15 protein-coding genes are annotated in these 22,655 nt (G+C 43.3%); 1 reads left to right on the top strand and 14 read right to left on the bottom strand.

Translation table 11 applies throughout. The annotated features are described in order from the left end of the window. Positions 1–82: 82 nt before the first annotated feature. From INQ51_RS09930 to kduI, 9 genes are all read right to left on the bottom strand, one after another. Positions 83–1,888, bottom strand: coding sequence for a RagB/SusD family nutrient uptake outer membrane protein (locus INQ51_RS09930; RefSeq protein WP_233377819.1), 1,806 nt, complete (start codon positions 1,886–1,888; stop codon positions 83–85). A gap of 18 nt (positions 1,889–1,906) precedes the next feature. Beyond that, positions 1,907–5,446, bottom strand: a complete 3,540-nt coding sequence (locus tag INQ51_RS09935; RefSeq protein ID WP_233377820.1) for a SusC/RagA family TonB-linked outer membrane protein — start codon at positions 5,444–5,446, stop codon at positions 1,907–1,909. A gap of 145 nt (positions 5,447–5,591) precedes the next feature. Next, positions 5,592–6,629 (bottom strand): FecR family protein, encoded by a 1,038-nt coding sequence (locus INQ51_RS09940; RefSeq protein WP_233377821.1) that lies wholly within the window; start codon positions 6,627–6,629, stop codon positions 5,592–5,594. A 227-nt stretch (positions 6,630–6,856) separates the two neighbouring features. Beyond that, the gene (locus tag INQ51_RS09945; RefSeq protein ID WP_233377822.1) at positions 6,857–7,450 is read right to left on the bottom strand and encodes an RNA polymerase sigma factor; all 594 of its coding nucleotides are present in this window, start codon (positions 7,448–7,450) and stop codon (positions 6,857–6,859) included. Between the two features lie 176 nt (positions 7,451–7,626). Beyond that, positions 7,627–8,040 (bottom strand): DUF3276 family protein, encoded by a 414-nt coding sequence (locus tag INQ51_RS09950; RefSeq protein ID WP_233377823.1) that lies wholly within the window; start codon positions 8,038–8,040, stop codon positions 7,627–7,629. Positions 8,041–8,318: 278 nt separating this feature from the next. Then, positions 8,319–9,194, bottom strand: coding sequence for a bifunctional methylenetetrahydrofolate dehydrogenase/methenyltetrahydrofolate cyclohydrolase FolD (gene folD / locus INQ51_RS09955; RefSeq protein ID WP_233377824.1), 876 nt, complete (start codon positions 9,192–9,194; stop codon positions 8,319–8,321). 56 nt (positions 9,195–9,250) lie between these two features. Beyond that, on the bottom strand, positions 9,251–10,588 hold the full coding sequence (gene ffh / locus INQ51_RS09960; protein ID WP_233377825.1) for a signal recognition particle protein: 1,338 nt from the start codon (positions 10,586–10,588) through the stop codon (positions 9,251–9,253). Between the two features lie 165 nt (positions 10,589–10,753). Continuing rightward, positions 10,754–11,551 (bottom strand): gluconate 5-dehydrogenase, encoded by a 798-nt coding sequence (locus INQ51_RS09965; protein WP_233377826.1) that lies wholly within the window; start codon positions 11,549–11,551, stop codon positions 10,754–10,756. A gap of 62 nt (positions 11,552–11,613) precedes the next feature. Beyond that, positions 11,614–12,456 (bottom strand): 5-dehydro-4-deoxy-D-glucuronate isomerase, encoded by an 843-nt coding sequence (kduI, locus tag INQ51_RS09970; RefSeq protein WP_233377827.1) that lies wholly within the window; start codon positions 12,454–12,456, stop codon positions 11,614–11,616. Between the two features lie 190 nt (positions 12,457–12,646). On the opposite strand from kduI, the gene INQ51_RS09975 reads away from it, so the two are divergent. Beyond that, the gene (locus INQ51_RS09975; protein WP_233377828.1) at positions 12,647–13,672 is read left to right on the top strand and encodes a LacI family DNA-binding transcriptional regulator; all 1,026 of its coding nucleotides are present in this window, start codon (positions 12,647–12,649) and stop codon (positions 13,670–13,672) included. A gap of 139 nt (positions 13,673–13,811) precedes the next feature. Here INQ51_RS09975 and INQ51_RS09980 read toward each other — a convergent pair whose 3' ends face one another. From INQ51_RS09980 to INQ51_RS10000, 5 genes are all read right to left on the bottom strand, one after another. Beyond that, positions 13,812–15,431, bottom strand: a complete 1,620-nt coding sequence (locus tag INQ51_RS09980) for a cellulase family glycosylhydrolase (protein WP_233377829.1) — start codon at positions 15,429–15,431, stop codon at positions 13,812–13,814. Positions 15,432–15,512: 81 nt separating this feature from the next. Next, positions 15,513–16,439, bottom strand: a complete 927-nt coding sequence (locus tag INQ51_RS09985) for a PKD domain-containing protein (protein ID WP_233377830.1) — start codon at positions 16,437–16,439, stop codon at positions 15,513–15,515. Between the two features lie 43 nt (positions 16,440–16,482). Continuing rightward, positions 16,483–17,973 (bottom strand): SusD/RagB family nutrient-binding outer membrane lipoprotein, encoded by a 1,491-nt coding sequence (locus tag INQ51_RS09990; protein WP_233377831.1) that lies wholly within the window; start codon positions 17,971–17,973, stop codon positions 16,483–16,485. Positions 17,974–17,977: 4 nt separating this feature from the next. Beyond that, positions 17,978–21,325: a SusC/RagA family TonB-linked outer membrane protein gene (locus INQ51_RS09995; RefSeq protein WP_233377832.1), complete on the bottom strand. Its 3,348-nt coding sequence runs from the start codon at positions 21,323–21,325 to the stop codon at positions 17,978–17,980. Positions 21,326–21,441: 116 nt separating this feature from the next. Then, positions 21,442–22,533 carry a FecR family protein gene (locus INQ51_RS10000; protein WP_233377833.1) on the bottom strand — a complete coding sequence of 364 codons (1,092 nt, stop codon included), beginning with the start codon at positions 22,531–22,533 and terminating at the stop codon, positions 21,442–21,444. Positions 22,534–22,655 lie beyond the last annotated feature (122 nt).

Consider the following 22,655-nt stretch of genomic DNA (forward strand, 5'->3'; position numbering starts at 1 on the left):
TCTAATATTTCTATTTTACCACAGAGCAACACAGAGAAAAGTTATAATCACGATCGTTTTTAAACGATTCTATTACCAGAGATTAATTCCCGTCGTTTGTTGCACCATTTTCCCAACCTGCATTCTGCGTAAGTTGGGGGTTTTTATTTAATGCACTTACCGGAATAGGATAGAAATACTGTTTGGGTCCCCACACTTTCTTTGAGTCGTTATTGGTAAACCAGGCAAGATAATAGCCTGTGCCATCGCCGGCAGCATGTACCTGAATGACGCTTGCAGTTGGATCAGTACTCACTTTTACTTTATATGGATTTGCATTATTTGAAAGAGCCATTGCAGCTTCGAGTCCGGCATCGTCAGTATAGTAAATTACGTCGTCGGTACCGTTATGATCTACATCAAGAGGCTTGTTGATCCCAGAAATGTACATCCCGGTCCAGCTATTTTTAAACAAATCACCAGCTTTCCAGCGAAGTAAGTCGTCAAACCGGAATCCTTCAAATATTAGTTCGATGGCTCTTTCACGGCGAATCTCCATGATCACCGGGTCAGTAATGTTCGGAAAATAAGTTTCCTGCATGTATGGATCAAGTTGCGTTGGTTTTTGGGTAAGACCTCCGGTAATACCCGCACGTGCTCTAAGTTTTCCGATGGTAGCTGCCCAGTCGGCGTCGGAAAGTGTTCCTTGTTCTGCTTTTGCTTCCGCATAATTAAGTAATACTTCACCAAAGCGGACTAATTGAATCGCGTGGGTACTCTCGCTCTGTGTATCGCCAATTGTTGCATCAACACAAAGTTTAATTGGCTGGTAACCTATACGAGCATAGCCATTGTAAACCGGCAAAGTCAGCACACCTTCACGTTTGTATCCCGGATAACGAAGCGTTGCATTTAAACGGGAATCACGATTCTGAAATTCTTCATAAAAATCCTCGTACTGCCATCCTGGGCGGCTGGTATAAGGAGTTCCGTCGGATTGCAAATAAGTGCAAAGGAAAGAACGAACCATATTTAATCCCGTCCCGAAAGTTTCGGAAGTCCAGCGCCAGTTTGTGTTGTGCTTTATACCTAATGAAGCACTTGAAGCAATGGCCAGCATAGTTTCAGATGTAGGAGGGTTATCGCTGGTAAACAAAGCACGGTAATTGCTGTTCAGTGATTTTCCTGATTGTTCCATCACAATACTTGCAGCATCTTCAGCTCGTTTCAGCCAAACTGCAGCCGAAGTGGTCAGATTCAGGTTGTGGTATTTACGAAACGTACCTTCGAAAAGACATACGCGTGAAGCAAATGCATAAGCAACCCACTTCGTAATCATAGTACATTGTGTGGCATCCGTTGTTCTGCTGATATTCTCAGCGGCAAACATCAGATCTTCGTATACTTTTTCCATCACCAACTCGCGTGAATCGCGGGCAGCATACAGAATATCCTCTTCTCCCGGGCTTAACGGATGATCTACCCACGGGACATCACCAAATCGTTGTACCATACCATAATAGAACCAGGCACGAAAAAAGCGTGCAAGGCCCATATAATTATTCCGAACACTTTCAGGAATATCAGGATCGGTACAATTTTCAATAAAATAATTGACATTCCGCAAATTAGACCAGCTCCATCCTGATGAATTATTCTCGCTGTATGCATTCAGCAAAGTAAATCCGCTGAGTGTACTGGTAGCCCCAAAATCAACCAATGATTGTTCAACAATTGCCTGATCAGATGCACTGGGAAACATATCGTAAAATGACATCGAATATGCATTCAATCCTTCTTCGGATCCGAATATTGCATCCTTATCGGTTGTCGTAATAGCCGGTTCGTCCATTTCGCACCCGCTATTAAAAAGTACGATTGCTAATATTATTAATATATACTTTTTCATATTCTTCTGTTTTTTTAATTAGTAGGTAAGCGAAACACCAAACGAGATTGTTTTTAGCAACGGATAACTGTTTCCATCACCCTGATTGTAACTGCTATTCAAATCGGAATCGGTTCCGCCAGTTGCAGATGATACATCCATAAAGTTTTTGGCCACTTTATACAACGGCGACCAACTGGCCAAATTTTCTCCACTGAAATAAACCCGAGCTTCTTTCATTGCGATTTTTGATATCCAGCTTTTAGGCAAAGAATAACCAATTTGCAAGTTCTTCAGCCTTAAATAAGATATCCTCTGCAGATAGCGGTCGTTAGGTACATGACCCGCTCCCCACGAAAGTACTCCGTTGTACTGTGAATATCTTGGAAGATATGCATCGCGGTTATCTTCAGTCCAGTAGTTGCCAAGATGCCATGCAGGCATTTGATTGTATCCCCGGTTGTACTGTCCCCAAAATGCAGTCTCTCTTCCCGGATACCAGTCTTGCCTGCCTACACCGGAGAAAAGCGCAGAAAAGAAAAATCCGTTCCAATCGGCACTCAGATTAAAGCTGTATTGATAACGAGGCTCAGAATTACCAATAATGGTAAGGTCTCCCGGATTATCAACCGTTTGCTCTCCTTGTGTAATCATGTTATCGGCACTGCCATCCAGGTTCCTAATTTTAAGATCACCTGCACGCCACACAGCATCAGCAGAACTATTAAAAATGGTATTGATGTATTCACTCGGATCAGGATCTTCCTGGAACAAACCATCTGTTCTGAAGCCCCAAATATCACCAACTGTTTGTCCTTCGTAGTAATCAGTGATCTTTTTGGTTGGGTTGTTAAACTTGTCGATTGTTGATACATAATCGTACAGCGAACCGCGTATCTGATAGTTGAAAGGCTTGTTGGCCAGGTTGAACTTATCCTGCCAGGTGAATGTAATCTCGAATCCATTTGTGGTCATATCTGCATAATTTCCTTTTGGAGATGTGGCACCAAAAATATCAGGCAAGGTTGGGCCAGCCACATACATATCAGTTGTCTTCCTAACATAGTAGTCTCCGCTGAAACGGAGTTTGCCCTTCAGCATCCCCAAATCAAGACCAAAGTCGGTTGTTGTAGCTATTTCCCATGTAAGCCCATCAGGAATAGGAGATGGCGCACTTGTCTTTTTGTTCAAAGCACCGTCGAGTACGCGCCCCGAAGTGCCGATACTCAACAACTCAAGAAACTGGTAAGGAGAAATATTTCCATTCCCCAGAGAACCGTATGACGCACGGAATTTGATATCCGATAAAATACTTTCATTCACATTCCAGAAAGGTTCTTCCGAAAGTCTCCATCCTCCCGAAACAGACGGGAAGAAACCCCATTGTTGATCAGTAGGGAACCTGGATGAACCATCATAGCGTCCGTTTACTTCCACCAAATAACGATCGAGGTAGCCATAGTTTACGCGGAAGAATGTTCCGGCAGTTTTCCATCGGGTAACGCTTGCTCCCGGAGTAATGGAGGTACCTGTTGCCAACTGAACACTTTCAGCACTTTCAAGTAACAACTGGTTACGTTGAATACTATTGGCTTTATATGACGATGTTTCGTAGTTCCATCCAGCCATTGCTTTTACGTAATGTTTGTCAACAAAGGTATTTTCATATTCGGCGTAAAGGTTGGATGCCTTGTATAGTGTGTGCCCCATCCACTCGTAAATGACACCATTGGTATCGCCAAGATATTTTGGACTGGTAGCATTTTCATTTTGGTAATACGGAATCTTTACCCTTTTCCAAAAGAAATCACGACCATCGTAGCGGAAGGTAAAATCTCCATTTACACGAAGTTTATTCCCGAAAAAATTAGTATTAAGAGATACCGTATTTTTGAATAGATTTCGTTTGTTATTCTGGTAATTGTTTCCGTCAACAAAACCACCTAAAGTTGAAGCTCCACCTCGGGTATAGGTTCCGTCGGGGTTGTACATTGGCATGCTTGGAAAAGCGCTTACCTCAATGTAACGTTGAATGTTTGCACTTCGTCCCAGCGCAGAGAAAGGCATGTGATAGGAATCGTTGGCATATTCCATATTATTGGAAAGACGCAGCCACTGATAGGCCTGTAATGATCCTTTTGCCCTAAGGTTATAAGAACGATAAGTATCCGGATCAAAATTATACATGCCACCAAAGTCGTATAAGCGACCAGAAATATAAAAATCTGATTTATCGTTGCCTCCGGAAATCGTCAGATTGTGATCCTGGGTAAATGTTTGATCTTTAAAAAGCAAATCCATCCAATCGGTATTGCTATAGTATTCATAATCTCCATTGGGCAATATTTCTGTTTTCGGACCTTCACCTGAGGCTTTCCATGCCTTTAACCTCTCCAGCCACTCATCGCTGTATGCTTGTGTATTGTTGTTGATTGAAGTTGGCACTGTTCCCTGACGATTAAAATAGGATGCCCTGAAATGTTCAACCCAAGTAACGGCGTCAGTAACAAACTCAGGCTTCTGAGCTAAGGATTGAATGGAATAATTGCCGGTATAATTAATTTTCGTCTTGCCCTTCTGTGGTTTTTTGGTTGTAATCAGTACCACGCCAAACGAACCTCTGGCTCCGTAAATGGCAGCCGAAGCGGCATCCTTCAACACGCTGACACTCTCAATGTCGTTCGGGTTCAATAATGAAGGATTACCCTCTACACCATCAATCAGAACCAGCGCACTTCCCCCCTGCCCAATTGATGTCTTACCACGCACATTGTAGGAAGCTGAACGAGTAGGCTTTCCGTCTTCCAATGAGATGTTCAGGTTCGGGATAACTCCTTGCAAGGCCTGTGTTGTGTTCGAAGTTGAACGATTTTCAAAAGCTTCGCTCCCCACAGCTTCAACGGCACCCGTTAAATTCACCTTTTTCTGGGTACCATATCCAACAACGATAACTTCCTCAAGTTCAGAACTCTCCTCAACCAACAGCACATTCAAATTCAATTGTGTACCAATCTCAATTTCCTGCGTTCTCATTCCAATAAATGAAAAAACCAAAACTTTGACATCAACAGGTACGTCGATGGTATAGTTACCATCAAAATCTGAAGTAACACCTACTGATGTACCTTTTATAACGATAGAAGCTCCGGGTAGTGGCTGACCTGATGAATCGGTTATTTTACCTTTTATGGTTTTTACCTCTTGTTCAATTACCGCCGGTTTTTCTTCTTTCGCATCTTTAACAACAATTACCTCGTTGATTACCTTGAATTGCAACATTTGCTGGTTAGCAATATCCTGCAAGGTTTCTTTAAAATTCTCCTTTCCGGGATTGATCGTTACCCGGCTGTTTTCGTCAATTTCCTTTTCAATATAAAAGAAACGAAACGTGGAATTTTGTTCCACCTCATCGAAGAATTCTTTTAAGGTACAGGATCTTGTCTCGAGGTCTAATTTCATCCGCTCGATGCTCTGGCTTCTGCCTGTTGCAGTGGCCAAAACAGTCCCCGCAAATACCAATTGTAGTAATATGGCATAGAATGACATAATTAAGTACTTTCCAATAATTGTTTTTTTCATAATTTTGAATTGTGTAATTAATGCTTCAATATTTAATTGTACAATTTGTCCTGATGGGATTTGAGAAACTGATCCTTTCTCAAATTCCCGGGACTTTTTTTTGCATCCGATTTGGATGCTGTCAGGATTAGGATTTATCTCATATCTAATTCAGTTTCTTATTATTCGTAACAGTTATTTTTTTATCCTCAAGTATCTCATATGATAACTCAGTCCCCACTTCAATGGCCGTAATAATTGTCAGGAAAGAAGCGTCATCAAAGCTTGCGTTTATTTTGATGCCTGAAACATCGAGTTCCCCGGTTTCGAAACTTACACCATACCGATATTCCAATTGCCGGTATACTTCGGGAAGAGGCGTGTTCTTAAACCTGAAGGTTTTATTTTTCCACCCCAATTGTTCATCAAAATCAAAATCACTTTTTACATACTCCCGCGTTTCCCGATTAAAGGCGACCATTTTTCCCGGTTCAAGAAAAACATTTTCACCTTCGGCCTGGCAAACCTTCACTTTACCTTCCACTAAAGCCACCGAAAGGTTAGTGGCATCGGGATAGGCATCAACATTAAAAGTTGTTCCAAGTACCTCTACCTGGTAATCACCCATATTCACTGTAAATGGTCGCTTATGGTCTTTCGCAATTTCACAATAAGCTTCGCCCGTCAAATAAACTTCCCTTTTTGATTTCGAGAAATGCTCTTCAAAACGAAGGCTTGAGCCGCCATTTAACCGAATAAAAGAACCATCGGGCAAATCAACATTTAGATTCTCCCCAGGTTTGGTGCTGAATTCAAGGTAGGCCAGTTCCACCGGAACAGAAGATTTATGAGCCCTTTGATTAAGAAATACCACACCTGCAATCCCCAGTAATACCAAGGCAACGGCGGCTACTTTATACGCACTCCTGAACCGGTTGATCGATCGCTTTTTGCCGGCTTCTCCCATGCTAAATTCAGGTTCCTGCTTTTGAATTCCGGAAATTATTTTCTCACGTGTTCGGGCATAATTAAATTCAGGTGTGTTGCTATAGTTTTCTTTTTGATCAACAATCCTTTTAAACTCATCGTAAAGTGCCTTGTTTTGATCCGATTTTAGAATAAGTTCGAGGCGGTCTAATTCATCTTTTGTAATTGTTCCGGATTCTTTCTTTGCAAATAATTCGTATAATTCTTCTCGATTCATTTTAAATGCTTTATGGTATGACACAGCAAATCGAAAATTTTCCCAGCAGAAATTATTACAAAACGATTAAAATGTTAAACAACATAAAAATGAAACTTTTCCATGACATGAGACCATTAACGTTTCATTGTCCTTTGGGAGTCAAGTCACTATGAAATTGCTTCAGCTTTGTATCTCAGAGTACAAGAGAATCGGGAATAATAAGAAGAGCTTAAGATTGAAGAGAATTACTTAATTGCCGGCAAAAGTATCACGAAAAGAAAATAGAGATCATATTGTTTGGCAGCCATTTTTTCGGATAGAAATTTCATCGCCAGGTAAATGTGATTTTGTACAGTTTTTAATGAAATGGATAATTTATCGGCTACTTCCTTTTGGCTTAAACCTTCCAGTTTGTGTAATTTAATGACTAGACTTTGTTGCGGCGACATCATCCCTAATAATTCCTTAAACTCACTTAGTACTTCGCTGTGAACCAAATCAGAGTCGGCGCTAACATTCGAGACCATATCCTTTTCGGGCACATCTTCGATACAGAGAGTCACCTTTGAGCTTCTTAAATAATTTAGTGCTGTATTTTTAGCAGCCGCAAAAAGATAGGGTTTTAGCTCAGTTGTAAGTTTTATTTTATGCCTGTTTAACCACAACTTTACAAAAACATCGGAAACAATATCTTCGACCGCTTCGTGGTCTTTAACTATGGAATGGGTAAAATAACTAAGCCGGTTAAAATATTTATCGAAAACTATACTGAACGCTTTTTCGTTGTTGGCACAGATCTCTTGCCACAATTTGTGATCAGTATTAATTTCTTTATTCATTAATTCGAATTAATAAAACTGTCGCGAAGATAGATCGAATATCTACTTCAACTGAGAAAGGACAATTAAAAAAAGATTAAAGTTACCCTGATCTTTGTGGCTACTTTAAATAAATAATGATTAGGAAGTATGTGAATAACAACCCCGTGGGAACTAATAATTAGTGTCTTACAATTTTAAATATCCTCAAACTCTACGTTTGTGTAATCTTTAACCTCGGCAGCTTCGGCTTCTTCGAATTCGGCTTCGGTTTCGGTTTCGGCTTCATATCCTTCGTCTCTTGAGCGGCTTACCAGTTCATCTTCCGGCTGCTTCTCAAAAATGTAATCCACTACTTCCTGCAAGCTTTCCATAAATTTCTCGAAATCTTCTTTGTACAAAAAGATTTTATGCTTTTCGTAGCTGAACTTTCCGTTCTCGCCAAAGCGTTTCTTACTTTCAGTAATGGTTAGATAAAACTCGTCGCTTCGGGTACTTTTTACATCAAAGAAATAGGTTCTTTTCCCGGCGCGGATAACTTTTGAATGAATTTCCTGTTTAAATTTGCTTCCAGAATTGTTTGTTCCCTCCTTACTTCCAGCACTTTCCATTCTTTCAATTTTTGATTTTTGACTTAGTTAGTTTCAAAAATAGAAAAATATTTTAGAAAATTTAACAATAGAACAGAAACCTCGCACCGGATAAATCAATTTATTCTATTTATAAAGAATCCATTTAAAATTAGGATTTTTCAATCATCCAACGCAAACTGAAAATCTCATGTTTTGATTTTATGTTCAATTAAATGATTCACTTATAGACATAAAAAAATTCCGGAAACACTTTTTACAAGCGCCTCCGGAATTTTAGTTAAACAGGTATTCTGTATCTACTGATAAATTTCCTTTTTAGCTGAAAGCAGTGTATTCAGAAGCAACGAAGTACGGGTCATTGGGCCAACACCACCCGGAACCGGCGTAATGTAAGAACATTTAGGAGCGACCTCATCAAACAGCACATCGCCTTTCAGTTTCCATCCCGACTTTGTCTGATCCGATTTTACACGGGTGGTCCCCACATCAATTACTACCGCTCCTTCTTTTACCATATCGCCTTTCACAAACTCCGGAACGCCCATAGCCACGATCAGAATATCGGCATTACGACAAACTTCCTTCAGGTTTTCTGTGCGACTATGAGCAACGGTTACGGTGGCATTCATCGCCTTTTGCGACATCAATACACTCATCGGGCGGCCCACAATGTTACTACGCCCCAAAACCACACAGTTTTTACCGTTGGTGTCAATTTTATAGCGTTTCAGAAGCTCCACAATTCCGTAGGGAGTAGCCGAAACAAACGATGGAAGGCCAATCACCATCCGGCCAACATTGATTGGATGAAAACCATCCACATCTTTTTTCGGATCGATGGCTTCGATCACTTTTTGCTCTGAAATATGTTTGGGCAAAGGCAGCTGTACAATGAAACCATCCAGGTCCTCATCCTTGTTCAACTCATCCACCTTGGCCAGCAACTCTTCTTCGGTAACGTCATCTTCGTAACGAATCAACGTAGATTTGAAACCAACTGCTTCGCAGTCTTTAATTTTATAGGCTACATAAGTTTCGCTGCCACCATCGTGTCCTACAAGGATCGCTGCCAAATGCGGTTGTTTCCCTCCGTTGGCAATAATGGTTTTTACTTCTTCGGCAATCTCCGCCTTAATTTCTGCTGCAATTTTGTTCCCGTCGATCAATTCCATTACTTCTGATTTTTTTCGAAAGCCTTGCTTTCTCTTATCTTTTTATACTAAACTTTCTATCTGCGGCCACGCTGCTGCATGCCGGCCATCATTCGCTGAACGTTTTTCCCTTGCGAAACCATTCGCATCATTTTGCGGGTTTCATCAAACTGTTTCAGCAAACGATTCACTTCCTGAATATCGGTTCCCGATCCGTTGGCAATACGCTTTCTCCGTCCGCCATTGATAATTGCCGGGTTTTCGCGTTCTTCCGCTGTCATGGAGTAAATGATCGCCTCAATGTGTTTGAATGCATCATCGTCGATGTCCATGTTTTTGATGGCTTTCCCCATTCCCGGGATCATTCCAACCACATCTTTCAAACTACCCATCTTTTTAATCTGGGCAATCTGTTTCAGGAAGTCGTTAAAATTAAAAGTATTTTTTGCCAGTTTTTTCTGAAGACGTTGTGCTTCTTCTTCGTCAAACTGCTCCTGTGCTTTTTCAACCAGCGAAACAATGTCACCCATTCCCAGGATACGGTCGGCCATACGATCGGGGTGGAAAACATCCAAAGCTTCCAGTTTCTCACCGGTACCAACAAACTTGATTGGCTTTTCAACCACTGCACGAATCGAGAGCGCTGCACCACCGCGGGTATCACCATCGAGTTTGGTAAGAACAACCCCGTCGAAATCGAGACGGTCGTTAAATTCTTTGGCAGTATTTACGGCATCCTGACCCGTCATTGAATCCACCACGAAAAGAATTTCATCGGGATTAACGGCTGCTTTGATGGCCGCAATTTCTTTCATCATCTCCTCGTCAACTGCCAAACGACCTGCGGTATCCACAATCACTACGTCGTAGCCCTTGGCTTTGGCTTCCTGTATGGCAGCTTTGGCTATTTTCACCGGATCCATGTTTCCTTCTTCGGTATACACCGGAACGCCGATTTGTTCGCCCAGCACTTTCAACTGTTCGATCGCAGCCGGACGGTAAACGTCGCCTGCAACCAGCATCGGATGGCGGCCTTTTTTCTTTTTCAGCATGTTGGCCAGTTTGCCCGAGAAGGTTGTTTTACCCGATCCCTGCAGACCTGACATCAAAATAACAGCGGGTTTTCCTTTTAACTCAATATCAGTAAAGGTGCCCCCCATTAACGAAGCCAACTCGTCTTTTACGATTTTTACCATCAACTGCCCCGGCTTTACAGCGGTAAGTACCTCCTGTCCGAGTGCTTTTTCTTTAACGTCGTCGGTAAATTTCTTGGCTATCTTAAAGTTGACGTCGGCATCCAGCAAGGCACGACGAATATCTTTCAATGTTTCTGCCACATTGATTTCGGTGATCTTCCCCTCACCCTTTAACATTTTAAAGGACCGTTCCAGCCTGTCACTTAAATTCTCAAACATGCTTTTAATTCTTTTGAAAATGAGGTGCAAAAATAGGAAAAAAATGAAAAAAGGGAAGGATTCGGAGCAGATAAAAGAGAAGGAACAACCAATATAAAAAGCCGTTCCTCCAAATTATCAGAAAATGAAGAAACGGCTTTTAACAATATACTTGTACCCAGACTATTAAAGATCGTTTTCGCCTTTTACATAGCCGAAGTTGGCAAGAATTCCGCCATCAACATAAAGCACATGCCCGTTGACAAAATCGCTGGCTTTTGAAGCAAGGAACAATGCCGCGTTGCCAATATCTTCGGGTTCTCCCCAACGGCCGGCGGGTGTACGGGTCATCACCAGGTCGTTAAACGGATGTCCTCCTTCGCGGATTGGTGCAGTTTGAGAAGTGGCAATATAGCCGGGACCAATTCCATTGATCTGGATGTTGTACTTGGCCCATTCGCAAGTCATGTTGGCTGTTAAAAGCTTTAATCCACCTTTTGCCGATGCGTAGGCTGAAACCGAGTTCCGACCGTAAACACTCATCATCGAACACATGTTAATGATCTTTCCGGAGCATTTTTCGATCATCTTCGGGGCTACCCTTTTTGAAACAATCAGCGGGGCTACCAAATCAATGTCAAGCACCAGTTTATAATCAGACACCTGCATATCGAGGATTGGAACGCGTTTGATAATTCCGGCGTTGTTCACCAGGATATCTACGGTACCCACTTCGGCTTCGATTTTCGAAATGCCTTTATCCACTTCCTCTTCGTTGGTAACATCAAATTTCAGGGTATAAACATCTACCCCAACTTCGGCAAACTCGGCTTTACAGCTTTCCAGCTTTTCTTCCGAAATATCGTTTACACACACTTTGGCACCGGCTTGTCCGAGCACTTTGCCAATGGCCATTCCAATACCGTGTGTTCCTCCGGTAATCAGGGCAACTTTTCCGCCTAAGTCAAATAATTCCTGTATCATAATTCAGTTTAAAGTTTTGAGTTTAAAGTTCAGAAACCAATGTGAGGACTTCTGAATAAAAATTAACGCAAATCAGTCGGAGCAATCACATCCATATCGCCGTAATCGAGATTCTCGCCTGCCATTCCCCAGATAAAAATATAATTGCTGGTTCCGGCGGCAGAGTGAATCGACCACTCGGGCGAAATCACTGCCTGCTCGTTTTGCATCCAAATGTGGCGTGTTTCGTTGGGTTGTCCCATAAAGTGACAAATTGCCTGGCCTTCGGGTACGTTAAAGTAGAAATAAACTTCGTTCCGGCGGCTGTGCTGATGCGGCGGCATGGTATTCCATACGCTTCCGGTTTTGAGTTCGGTCATCCCCATTTGCAACTGGCAGGTTTCCACCACTCCATTGATGAGCAGCTGGTTGATGTTTCTTTCGTTGGAAGTCTCCATCGCACCAAGATGCAGAACGTTGGCTTCGCCCAAAGTCACCTGCTTGGTTGGAAATTCCTTGTGTGCCGGTGCCGAATTGATGTAATAATGCGCCGGGTTTTCGGCACTGTCCGATTTAAAGATCACCTCTTTACTCCCTTTCCCGATGTACAGGGCATCTTTGAAATCCATTTTATACTCTGTTCCGTCGACAACAATTACTCCGGGCCCCGCAACATTGATCACTCCCACTTCCCTTCGCTCGCAGAAATATTCTGCTTTTAACAAATCGATGGTTTCCAGCGGCAGCGGTTCGTTCACCGGTACTGCACCTCCAACAATGTACCGCTCGATGGACGAATACACCAAACGAACATTTCCCGGCTCCATCAGTTTTTCCACTAAAAATTCTTTCCGAATTCTTGCAGTATCATACGATTTGAAGTCTTCGGGATGATAAGCGTAACGCGCTTCATAAATAGTTGCCATATTTTTTCTTTTTAAGTCTGTGCTTTATTATTTTCCTCCCGTAAAAAATATTAGTCCAGGAAGAAAAATCTGATCATTCAATTAAAAAGGAATAAATAATCAGCTACAAATGTATATATAATTTTCGGGAGAATGCAATCGATTGCATAAAAAGAAAAATAATCTTAACTTTACCGCCAAAATAATAAGGATGAGCAACCAACCGGAAACGACCATTCACGACATTGCCAAAGCGTTGAATATATCAGCATCAACTGTATCCAGAGCACTTAATGATAATCCATTGATCAGCCAGGCTACCCGCAATAAAATAAAAAAGGCGGCAGCGGAAATGGGATACCGCCCCAATGTTGTGGCTGCCAACTTCCGAACCAAACGAACCAATACCATCGGGGTGATCGTTCCGCTGATCAACCGGCATTTCTTTTCGTCGGTTATTAGCGGCATTGAAGAAGTTGCCTACGAACAGGGCTTTGCCGTTAGCATATCGCAATCAAACGATAATTTTGAAAAAGAAAGCAAGATCGCTCATTCCCTGTTTGCCAACCGTGTTGACGGAGTAATTCTTTCCATTGCCATGGAAACGAGTTCATACGAACATTTAAAACTGTTTTCGGAAAGACAGATCCCGCTTGTATTTTTCGACCGTATTGTGGATGAAATTCATGCGTACAAAATTGTTGCAGACGATTTTCGCGGCGGATACCTGGCCACGCGCCATTTAATTGAGCAGGGAAGAAAGCGAATTGCCATGATTGGTGGTCCGCAAAATTTAAGGATTTATCAAAACAGGCAGGCCGGATATATAACAGCCTTGCAGGAAGCCGGACTTCAACCCGATGATGCATTTATTTTGCACAATAGCCTGACACGGAAAGACGGAACGCAAGCTATCGGCAAATTAATGAATGCAGCCATCCGTCCCGATGCCGTTTTTTGCGCCAACGATACAACGGCATTAAGCTCCATCATTTATTTGCGCGAAAACAACATAAAAGTACCGGAGGAAGTTGCAATTGTTGGATTTAGTAATGAACCGTTCGCGGAAGTGGTGACTCCTTCCATAAGTACCATTAAGCAGCCCGGGTTTGAAATGGGAAAGAAAGCCGCTGAATTGCTTATTCGCCAGATCAATCAAAAAGAAACTCCGGATTATTTTGAAACGATAACAATGCCCACGGAGTTGATTATCCGGGATTCGTCGGTAAGCAAATAATCGGGTAACGATCAATGAAAGATTGTTGTAGATTGAGTCAATCCTATTATTCTTTCAACAAGTAACCGGTTGACCATGTGCAAAAAATAAATCTGCCTTGAACAAGACAGATTTATTCTTATCATTTCTGAGCAGGAAATTATTCTATTGAAATATCCTCCCCCGTATTTGTTTTCAACTTGAATTTCAACTGACGCCTGGCTTTCTCTTTTCCGGGAGAAATGATCAGTCGGCCCGCATCGCAATTTTCAAAATAATCGAACACAAACTGCTCCGACGATGGTTCTGTTTCCACATCCTCCTCTGACAAAGCTTTCAGATTGGGAACATAAATAACTGTTGGCACCTTTGCGATTCCGGTTTCGTTCCAGGAACAGGTAAATTCCCCGGTTTCAGAATTGTAATTGTAGGCCTCCAAAATACCTGCTATTTGCTGCGGATACGGCCGCACAATGGCCTCCTGAAAATAAGGATAATCTGCAATATCTCCATAATAAGCCCAGTAGGTATTGCTGAAACTGTGTTTTTCCATCATGCTCACCAGATGTTGAGCTGTTTCCACCATTTTCGCCGATTTACCATGAAGCGCGCCCCATTCGCCAACCAACACCGGCATATTCATTCGTTTTCCGCTTTCAGCAATGCGGTCGAAAATAAATTCAACCCGCTCGTAACTGGGGTTTTCAACCTCTTTGGTATCCACCACCAGATCGTAACCATGCGCAGCATAAGCCACATTGGGGTCGCGTGTACCATCGGGCAAAGTAGTAGCTTCCAAAGCAGTAGAAACACCGGTATTTACAAAATAATTGTGGTTATACATCAGAATATGGTTGGCGTCTACTTCCCGAATGGCGTTGGCCACTTTCTGATAAAAAGGCTGCAACTGGTCTTTCTCAAAGGCCGCACTCAATTCATAAACGGCATCCACAACTTTCGCATATTTTTCGCGTGTTGAAATAAGCTCCAGTGCCTTTAAACGCGAAGCTTCACTGCCCCACATAAGCTCCAACTCTTCGGCAGAAGGAGGTGCCTGCCCGGTTTCCTCCACCAAAACCTGCGCATAAGCCCCCAGCAACAAAGGCATAACGTTTTGTGCCTCGGAACCCATAAAGGGCTCGTTCATGATATCGTAGCCAATTACCGTAGTATTGCTGGCGTAGCGCTGTGCAATGTGCTTCCAAAGATTTGCGTAATGATCCTGTAAACCAATACCATCGGATGCCGGCGTATTTTTCCAGAAATTATCGAAGGCCGTTTGAACTGCTGGGCTGATCAGGTACGAATCACTCCACACATCGCCAGTGTAATGATCTTGTCCGTCGGTAAGTGTTGCCCAGTTGGGTGCTCCATCCGAAAACCTGGCCCCGTAAAGATCCTGGTGCATATCCAGAAAAACATAGATTTCATTTTCTTTGGCCCACTCTATCCGCTTATCAATTTCGCGCAAATAAGCTTCGTTGTATTTACCCGGTTCCGGCTCCAGCCCGTCCCAGATAATTCCCAGCCGAATGCAGTTAAATCCCCATTGTTTAAACTGCCGGAAAGTTTCTTCGTTTTGTGGTGGCATGTAATTTTCGGCAGAATCTTTACTGATAAAGTTTATACCGCTCAACACCACTTGTCTGCCTTCTGCATCTTCAAACCGCTGGTCTTTTACCTGTAAAAATCCGTCGTAGCTAATCACTCCTTTGGGGGCATCGTTACAGGAGATAAAAACTGAAGCGATAAATAAAATAATCGATAATCGTGTTAACATGTACTTTTAATTTATTGATATTTAGTTACAACCTGCCGAAACTGTCCTCCGGCAGGTTTTAAGAGTCAGGTTCCGATAAAGCTACTTGGCATCGAAGCTAAGAGTTATCAGGTTCGACGGTTTAGTCGGTGCCCCAATAACACTGTGTAAATAAATAGCTACAACCATTCTGTCAGGTGAAATATCCCGAAGGATTGCATTAACTGCATAATCCTGAATTCCGAGGAAACCACCGTTTGCAAAGGTCAGGTAATCCGCATTTTCGAAAGTAACCGTCTTGGGTGAGAAGCTGTTCTCTCCCAGCTCGTCTACTGCATCAACAACGAGGCTTGTATTTTCAGTTAACGTCCATGTTGCATTTGTTGAAGGAGTATTTTTAACCGAGAATACTCCAACAGGAGTAATTGTCACGAAGTTTTCTTCTCCTAACTCCATCGCACTATAAACCCATCCAGCCAGGTTATTTCCATTTTTATTATCTACTTTATATTTCCCATCGGCGTAAAAAGTATATTCATTATCGTATTCTACATCCAGACCTATTTCATTAAGAAGATTATCCGTCCCGGGCATAATCCCTGTAGGGAAAGAAGCATCAAAAGCACCTGCTCCGTCCATTCCGGGAGTGGCAGTGCGGCTAAGTACCCAGGTTTTACCATTAACCCCGGGCCCTCCCGACAATAATTCTGACATTGAGGCGACAATGGTAACCGATTTGCTGTTCAAAGCTTCGCCTCCGTCACCCATCGCGGTAACGGTTACGGTGTAATCGCCCGACATGGTATAGGTATGACTGGTTGTTGCGCCGCTTCCGGTTTCACCATCTCCGAAATTCCACGAAAAAGAAGTGGCATTCTCCGAAACCGTATTGAAGTTGACGGTGTACGAATCGTTCAGATCTACTTCTGCAAATATCTCCACTACGGGCGGAGCCGGGTCTTCGGAACAAGAAATCATTAACGCCACTAGGGCAAACATTGTGAGTAGGAAATAATTAATCTTTTTCATAATGGTAATCTTTAGTTTTTATTGAATCTATTGGTTAAGTCTTCTAATCCTTTACGTCCCACCAGAGTTTAGTGGTAATCAGGTCTTCCCCCTGCATTTCCAGAGCCTTCAGGTAGTTCGTGTGGTTTATATTCACTTCTGACGAAGGATAGCGCAGACGTGCCGGCAAAGTACCGTTGGTTACACCCAGATCGAAATCGGGGGCTGTGCGTTGTTGTATTTTCGGATAGCCTGTACGGCGAATGGTATTCCAGCCTTCCATTGCATTGGGTAAAACCGAAATCCATAACTGGGTACAGATTTGTTCGAACTGGTGCCCGGTGCTTCCGTTAAGTGTTGAATTCTCATTTTCAGCCAGGTAAGCGTCAATAATGGTTTCATCTACCATCCATTGCTCAAGCGATTTCCGGATACCTGTTTGATACATTTGGCTTGCATTCTCCTGCGAAATGCCAGCCAGGGCCGCTTCTGCCCTCAGCAACCAGATTTCTGATGCCGACATAAAATAAAAAGGTGCTGCTTTGCCTACCAGGTTATCAGCCGGCGACGACACCGTGTTTAAATCCCAATCGGGTAAAGCAGAGTTGCTTATGCCGTTCGGCAAACCAACAAATTCTCCGGCCGCATTGGGCTTCACAAAAACTTCCAGACGCGGATCGTTCAGCAATTTAAGCCAGTCAACAAAAAATGCACTCATTTTCCACTTCCAGTAATCATAGTGGCTATACACCGGGTTTTGAAATTCACCAATATCCGAGTCCTGGTTCTCGTTCACCACATTCTGGCTGTTCTCTTCAATTAAAGGTGCTGTAAGACATTCTTTTATGATGTTCTCTGCATAACTTTTGTCTTCGCTCACAAAGCGAATCCGCATAGCGTACCTAAGACGCAGGGAGTTGGCAAAGCGCCCCCAGTTTTCCAGGTTATTGCCAAAAATCGGGTCGGCTCCCGGAAATCCATCTGCTGAACTGGCAGTGCTCAGAACGGCTATGGCATTTTTAAGTTCGTCAAGTGCATCTTTGTAAATCGTTTCCACCGAATCGTATTCCGGGTAGAGATTCCCCTCCTGCCCCAAACCACCATCAAGGTAAGGGATACTTCCAAAAGCATCGCTGAGCTGCACTAGGTTCATTACGGCAATTATGCGTGCCATCGCATACCGCACCGGATTTTCGTAATCCCCACCTGGTTTTGTCAACCTGAGTACTTCCTGCACATGACGAATTGGCCCGTAATAAAAGCCTTCGAAAACATCCCGGTACTCGTGCGAAGTAAAATTATCGTAATACCGGTCGATAAACATGCTGTTGTTTTGACCGCTGTAGATGTGTGCATATTGCGTTGCAAAAGGAAACTGTAAGTATTTATTCCCATTTCCACGCATAGTCTGTAAACAAGCGTTGGCAAATAAATACTCCGGATCGATTTTGGTTACTGCGTTGGGGTTGGTATTTGTTCTTTCGAATTCATCATCGCAAGCTGTACTAAACACCAGTAATACAACGAGCAAGAATCCTATTTTTAAAGCTTTCATCCGATTAGAAATTAATTTTAAGGTTTACACCATAGCTCGAAGTGGAAGGCAATGACAAGTGCTCGATGCCATTACCGGTATTTCCGCTGTTGTAGCCCGATTCGGGGTCGAAATGGTCCATGGCACGATACAAAAAGAACAGGTTCCGGCCTACCAGCGACAAATTCACATCGTCGATGGGCAGCTTTGCCAGCAACCTGGAAGGCATGTTGTAACTTAGCACCAGCTCACGCAAACGAACATTCGTGGCATCCTGTATCCACTCAGTTCCTATTTGTTTGTTGTAAATATTGTACCATCTCAGCGTCGGGTCAATCGGGATGGTATTGGGCTGTCCGTTTGATTCGCTCCTGCCCTCTTCAATAAAACCGCCGGTTCCGGCAGCCCACTCGGCCCGTCCTTCCAGGGTTTCGGCACTGGTGCCAAAAAGTCCCATGTAGGCTTTTCCCCACGAGTAAATATCACCTCCCTTTTGAACATCCACCAGAAAACTCAGGCTAACATTTTTATAGCTGAACTGGTTGTTTATACCGCCCATCCAGTCGGGGTTGATATTTCCCATGGCTTTCCATTCGCCTGCTTGCGCAAAACCATTTTTGTCGATCAGTTTGTGCCCAAATGAATCGCGTTTGTAATCGGTGGTATAAATCACTCCGTAAGGTTCTCCCGGGCGCGCCTGAATACTCATGTGAAACTCTTCGGCCAGCGGCAGAAATTCCATGTCGCCATACAATTCCATTACCTCCGATCTGTTCTTCGACCAAGTTAAAATCACATCCCAGGAAAAACCTCCCGGAGTTTCAACAGGTGTTGCATTCAATTGTACTTCAACGCCCCTGTTCTGTAATTTGCCTGCATTCATTTTCCGGCTTGAATACCCGGACGACGGTGTTAGGTCAACGTTCATTATCTGATTGTCAGAAATGCTGTAGTAATAAGTAAAATCTACCGCCAGACGATTTTTGAACATGGCAAGATTAGTACCTACTTCCCACGAGCTGGTTTCTTCGGGTTTCAGATCGAAATGCGGCAATTGCCCCCCGATACTCGCAAGCGGATAGTCGGTTTGAGTCTGGCTAAGACTATAGTATTGTGCAATCTCGTATGCTCCCGTATCATTCCCCACTTTGGCAAATGAAGCCCGCAGCTTTCCGGTTGTCAGCCACTCCCAATTCAGTTTGAATGCTTCAGAAAACAGAAAGCTCAGGTTTTCAGAATGATAGAAATAGGAGTTATTACCTAATGGCAAAGTAGATGACCAATCATTACGCGCGGTAACATCGAGGTATAAATAGTTCTGAAACGCAAACTGGCCGAGCGCGTAAAGCGAATAAACCTGCTTTTTTGAGAACCATTCACTGGTGCCGTAGTTGCGGTAGTTCGAGATGTTGTACATCTCCGGCACGCGCATCACGCTTCCCCACTGCGAAATAGAATTGTATTTATTGTAGCGGTAGTTTCCACCCAAGCTCAGGTTTAGCGAAAAATCGTTGAAACTTTTATCATAAGTTCCCAGGAAATCGGAGTTCCACTCCATGCTATTGCCCATGCCTTTGCTAATACTTCCCTGTCCGGTAGCGATGGACGGACGTCCCGGGTTTTCATAATCTTTTGATGAACTGTTTGTATAATCGAGGCCCGAGCGAACCATCAGATGAAAATGCTCCGTAGTATTCCATTTAATCGAAAACATGCCCTGAAAACGGTTTTTTTCGTCTTCGTTCAGTTTGTTTTGAAGTATCCAATACGGGTTGGCAAAGGTGTTGTCGGTGTTCCACTTCAACATGTTTCCCTCTGCATCGGCAGTGTTTTGCTTTAATGATTCGAGCGTGATATTCCGGGGCATAATGGCCAGCGACTGTACCACATTTGAACCGTCTTCTGCAAGATACGGGCGATTCTCCACCGACGAATGAATGTAGGTGAGCTTGGAATCGAACTCTACTTTCTCTCCCAGTTTTGAAAACCCGCGCAAGTTGAAAGTTTGTTTCGACAGATCGTTGTTGGGCATAATGCCTTTGGAGTCCTGATGGGTTATCGATGCGCGAAACGTAGTTCTGTCGTTGCCTCCGTCAAAAGACACCGTATTTGTAAACGAGCTTCCGGTACGGAAAAATGCATCGTAAGGATTGGCCTGCGGCACCATTTGTTCCTCCTGCCCCAGCCAGTTAACCAGTGTCTGCCCGTCCATTTTTTCACCGTAACTCCATATCCAGGGATAATCGGCCAGAGGTTTCGGCGGATTTCCTGACAACGAAGGATAATACCCAAAAGCACCTTGTGTGTATTCGTTCTGGAAATCGGGGGCAACCATGGGGTTTTCCATGGTGTATCCCGAGGAAAACGATATGCCGATCCCTCGTTTGTTTTTCCCTTTTTTGGTGGTGATCAAAATAACTCCATTGGCTCCTCTCGATCCGTAGGCCGCAGCAGCACCAGCTCCCTTCAGCACGCTCATCGATTCAATGTCTTCCGGATTCAGGTCGGCCAGCGCATCTCCGCTGTCTTTACCACCCCAACGGCCTCCACCTCCAAACCCGGCATCCATCGGGATACCATCTATCACAAACAAGGGGCGGTTATTTCCCAACATGGAAGCTACTCCACGAAGAATAACCCTCGAAGAACCATCAACGCCTGTGGGCGATTTGGTAATCTGCAAACCCGAAACTTTTCCGGCAAGCGAGTTAACAGGATTGTTTTCTTTGGCCCGGTTAATTTCGTCGCTTCCTACTTGTGTAATCGAATAGCCCAGAGAGTTCTTGTCCCGTTCAATACTAAGAGCGGTAACTACTACTTCATCAATCGACTGAATATCTTCGACTAAAACCACGTTTAGTTCGCGTTGCCCGTTTACCGCAACTTCCTGCGACTGAAACCCAATAAACGAAAAAGACAGGACGACCGATTCTTCGGGTACCTCAATGCTGTAAGTACCGTCCATACTGGTGGTCACTCCTTTTGCAGTACCTCTAATTACAACGTTAACACCGGGAAGTCCCTGCGGCTCCCTGGCAGAAGTTACCCGACCCTTGACCACCACTCCGTGCTTTTCCCCTACGGGAGAAACCACAATTAACTGATCTTCCATCATACGAAAACTCAGATTGGTCTTCCTTTTTAAGATTTCGATGAGTTGCTCAATCCCGGCATCTGCAATATCAAGAGAAATAATCTTCTCCAGATCAACCAGGTCGTCACTGTAGAAAAACCGGTAACCACTTTTTTCATGAATGGTTTTAAAGACGTTCTCCAGGTTCATGTTTTCAACCTTCAAACTAATCTTTTCCTGTGCGCTTAAAGTAAACGACAACAGAACACAGGCGATTAAAATCAGCTGTTTTAAATTCATTTGTTAGAAATTGGTTTGTTGTTAGCGTACTGCACGGGTAGAAAAAGTGGCCACGGATTTCGTTACGACACAACTTCCCTGTTATCTCCGGGCAGTACGTAGTTAGTATCTATTATTTAGTTTTTCTCTTTTAGCCAGATGTCACGGTCCTCAATTTCATAATCAATATGAGCTGCAATACCAATGGCTTCAATCACTTGTTCCACTGTTTCATTTTCAAGCGAACCGGTAAACTTGAGCTTCCTAAGCGCTTCGGTTTCAAAATGAATTTTCACATCGTATTTACGTTCCAGTTTTATCGCCAAGTCACTGAGCGATTCGCTGGTAATGAACAAGGTTCCGTCTTTCCAGGATGTGAATTCCCGGGTATCAATACCTTTTGAGATCAGGTAGGTTAACTTATTTGTTTTTTGGGTTTTAATGGTTTCAGTGGCTTGTTTTTCGATTTGTGCGTCTACTGTTTTTTCAACCGGTTTATTTTTCCGGAAATACACCACGCGCTGGTTCGGCTCAAGTAACACTTCGTTTTCCTTCTCATTCAGCCCATCGCGCACTACGCCCACCTTTCCTTCCAGCAGAGTGGTTTCGATGGTTCCTTCTTCGGGATACGATTTTACATTGAACGAAGTACCGTACGCCTTAATGTTCAGTTCCGATGTCCGAACCATAAAAACTTTGGAAGAATCGGTTTCCACATCAAAAAAAGCTTCACCTTCCAATTCCACTTCTCTTCCTTTTTTTCCGAAATCACTTGAGTATTTTAAATTACTGCTGGCATTCAGCCACACCACCGTTCCGTCGGGCAGGGTAATTTTTGACTTGGCACCGGCTGGTGTATTGATCTCCTGGAAAGCAAGATCTTGGGTGGGCCTATTAAATACCAGGTAGGCAACAAAAAATGACAAAGCTGCTCCGAAAAGAAAAATAGCTGCCACTCTTGGCGCCCAGTAAAAGAATCGCTGCACCGGCGACATACTACGTACAGGCGAGCTTTCAATCTCCCGGACGATCTCCTGCCAACGTTTTTCCAGGTCTTCGTTGGTTAACCGGGCCAGCATTTTCGACATGTTCCAAATTCTCCTGAATTCGTTATAGTCCTTAACGGCTTCCGGATTATTTTTTAGCCATTCCAGCAAGAATTTTTCATCCTGAGATGAGATCCTTCCTTCCAGGTAAGCCAAAAACAACTGTTCGATTTTTTTACTCATTTTATTGGTATTATATGAGTAAGGAAAACGAGCGGCAAAAATCACTTACAGCATTTTAATTTTTTTTTGATTGAAACGCAATTTTTTTCATCAAAGCCCCTAACTCCGTGCAAAAAATATCA

The organism is Maribellus sp. CM-23, assembly GCF_021354595.1.
In the GTDB taxonomy this organism is placed as follows: Bacteria; Bacteroidota; Bacteroidia; order Bacteroidales; family Prolixibacteraceae; genus Draconibacterium.

Coding starts and splice junctions, on each gene's coding strand:
- INQ51_RS09930 (WP_233377819.1), bottom strand. CDS start 1,888: ATGAAAAAGTATATATTAATAATATTAGCAATCGTACTTTTTAATAGC.
- INQ51_RS09935 (WP_233377820.1), bottom strand. CDS start 5,446: ATGAAAAAAACAATTATTGGAAAGTACTTAATTATGTCATTCTATGCC.
- INQ51_RS09940 (WP_233377821.1), bottom strand. CDS start 6,629: ATGAATCGAGAAGAATTATACGAATTATTTGCAAAGAAAGAATCCGGA.
- INQ51_RS09945 (WP_233377822.1), bottom strand. CDS start 7,450: ATGAATAAAGAAATTAATACTGATCACAAATTGTGGCAAGAGATCTGT.
- INQ51_RS09950 (WP_233377823.1), bottom strand. CDS start 8,040: ATGGAAAGTGCTGGAAGTAAGGAGGGAACAAACAATTCTGGAAGCAAA.
- folD (WP_233377824.1), bottom strand. CDS start 9,194: ATGGAATTGATCGACGGGAACAAAATTGCAGCAGAAATTAAGGCGGAG.
- ffh (WP_233377825.1), bottom strand. CDS start 10,588: ATGTTTGAGAATTTAAGTGACAGGCTGGAACGGTCCTTTAAAATGTTA.
- INQ51_RS09965 (WP_233377826.1), bottom strand. CDS start 11,551: ATGATACAGGAATTATTTGACTTAGGCGGAAAAGTTGCCCTGATTACC.
- kduI (WP_233377827.1), bottom strand. CDS start 12,456: ATGGCAACTATTTATGAAGCGCGTTACGCTTATCATCCCGAAGACTTC.
- INQ51_RS09975 (WP_233377828.1), top strand. CDS start 12,647: ATGAGCAACCAACCGGAAACGACCATTCACGACATTGCCAAAGCGTTG.
- INQ51_RS09980 (WP_233377829.1), bottom strand. CDS start 15,431: ATGTTAACACGATTATCGATTATTTTATTTATCGCTTCAGTTTTTATC.
- INQ51_RS09985 (WP_233377830.1), bottom strand. CDS start 16,439: ATGAAAAAGATTAATTATTTCCTACTCACAATGTTTGCCCTAGTGGCG.
- INQ51_RS09990 (WP_233377831.1), bottom strand. CDS start 17,973: ATGAAAGCTTTAAAAATAGGATTCTTGCTCGTTGTATTACTGGTGTTT.
- INQ51_RS09995 (WP_233377832.1), bottom strand. CDS start 21,325: ATGAATTTAAAACAGCTGATTTTAATCGCCTGTGTTCTGTTGTCGTTT.
- INQ51_RS10000 (WP_233377833.1), bottom strand. CDS start 22,533: ATGAGTAAAAAAATCGAACAGTTGTTTTTGGCTTACCTGGAAGGAAGG.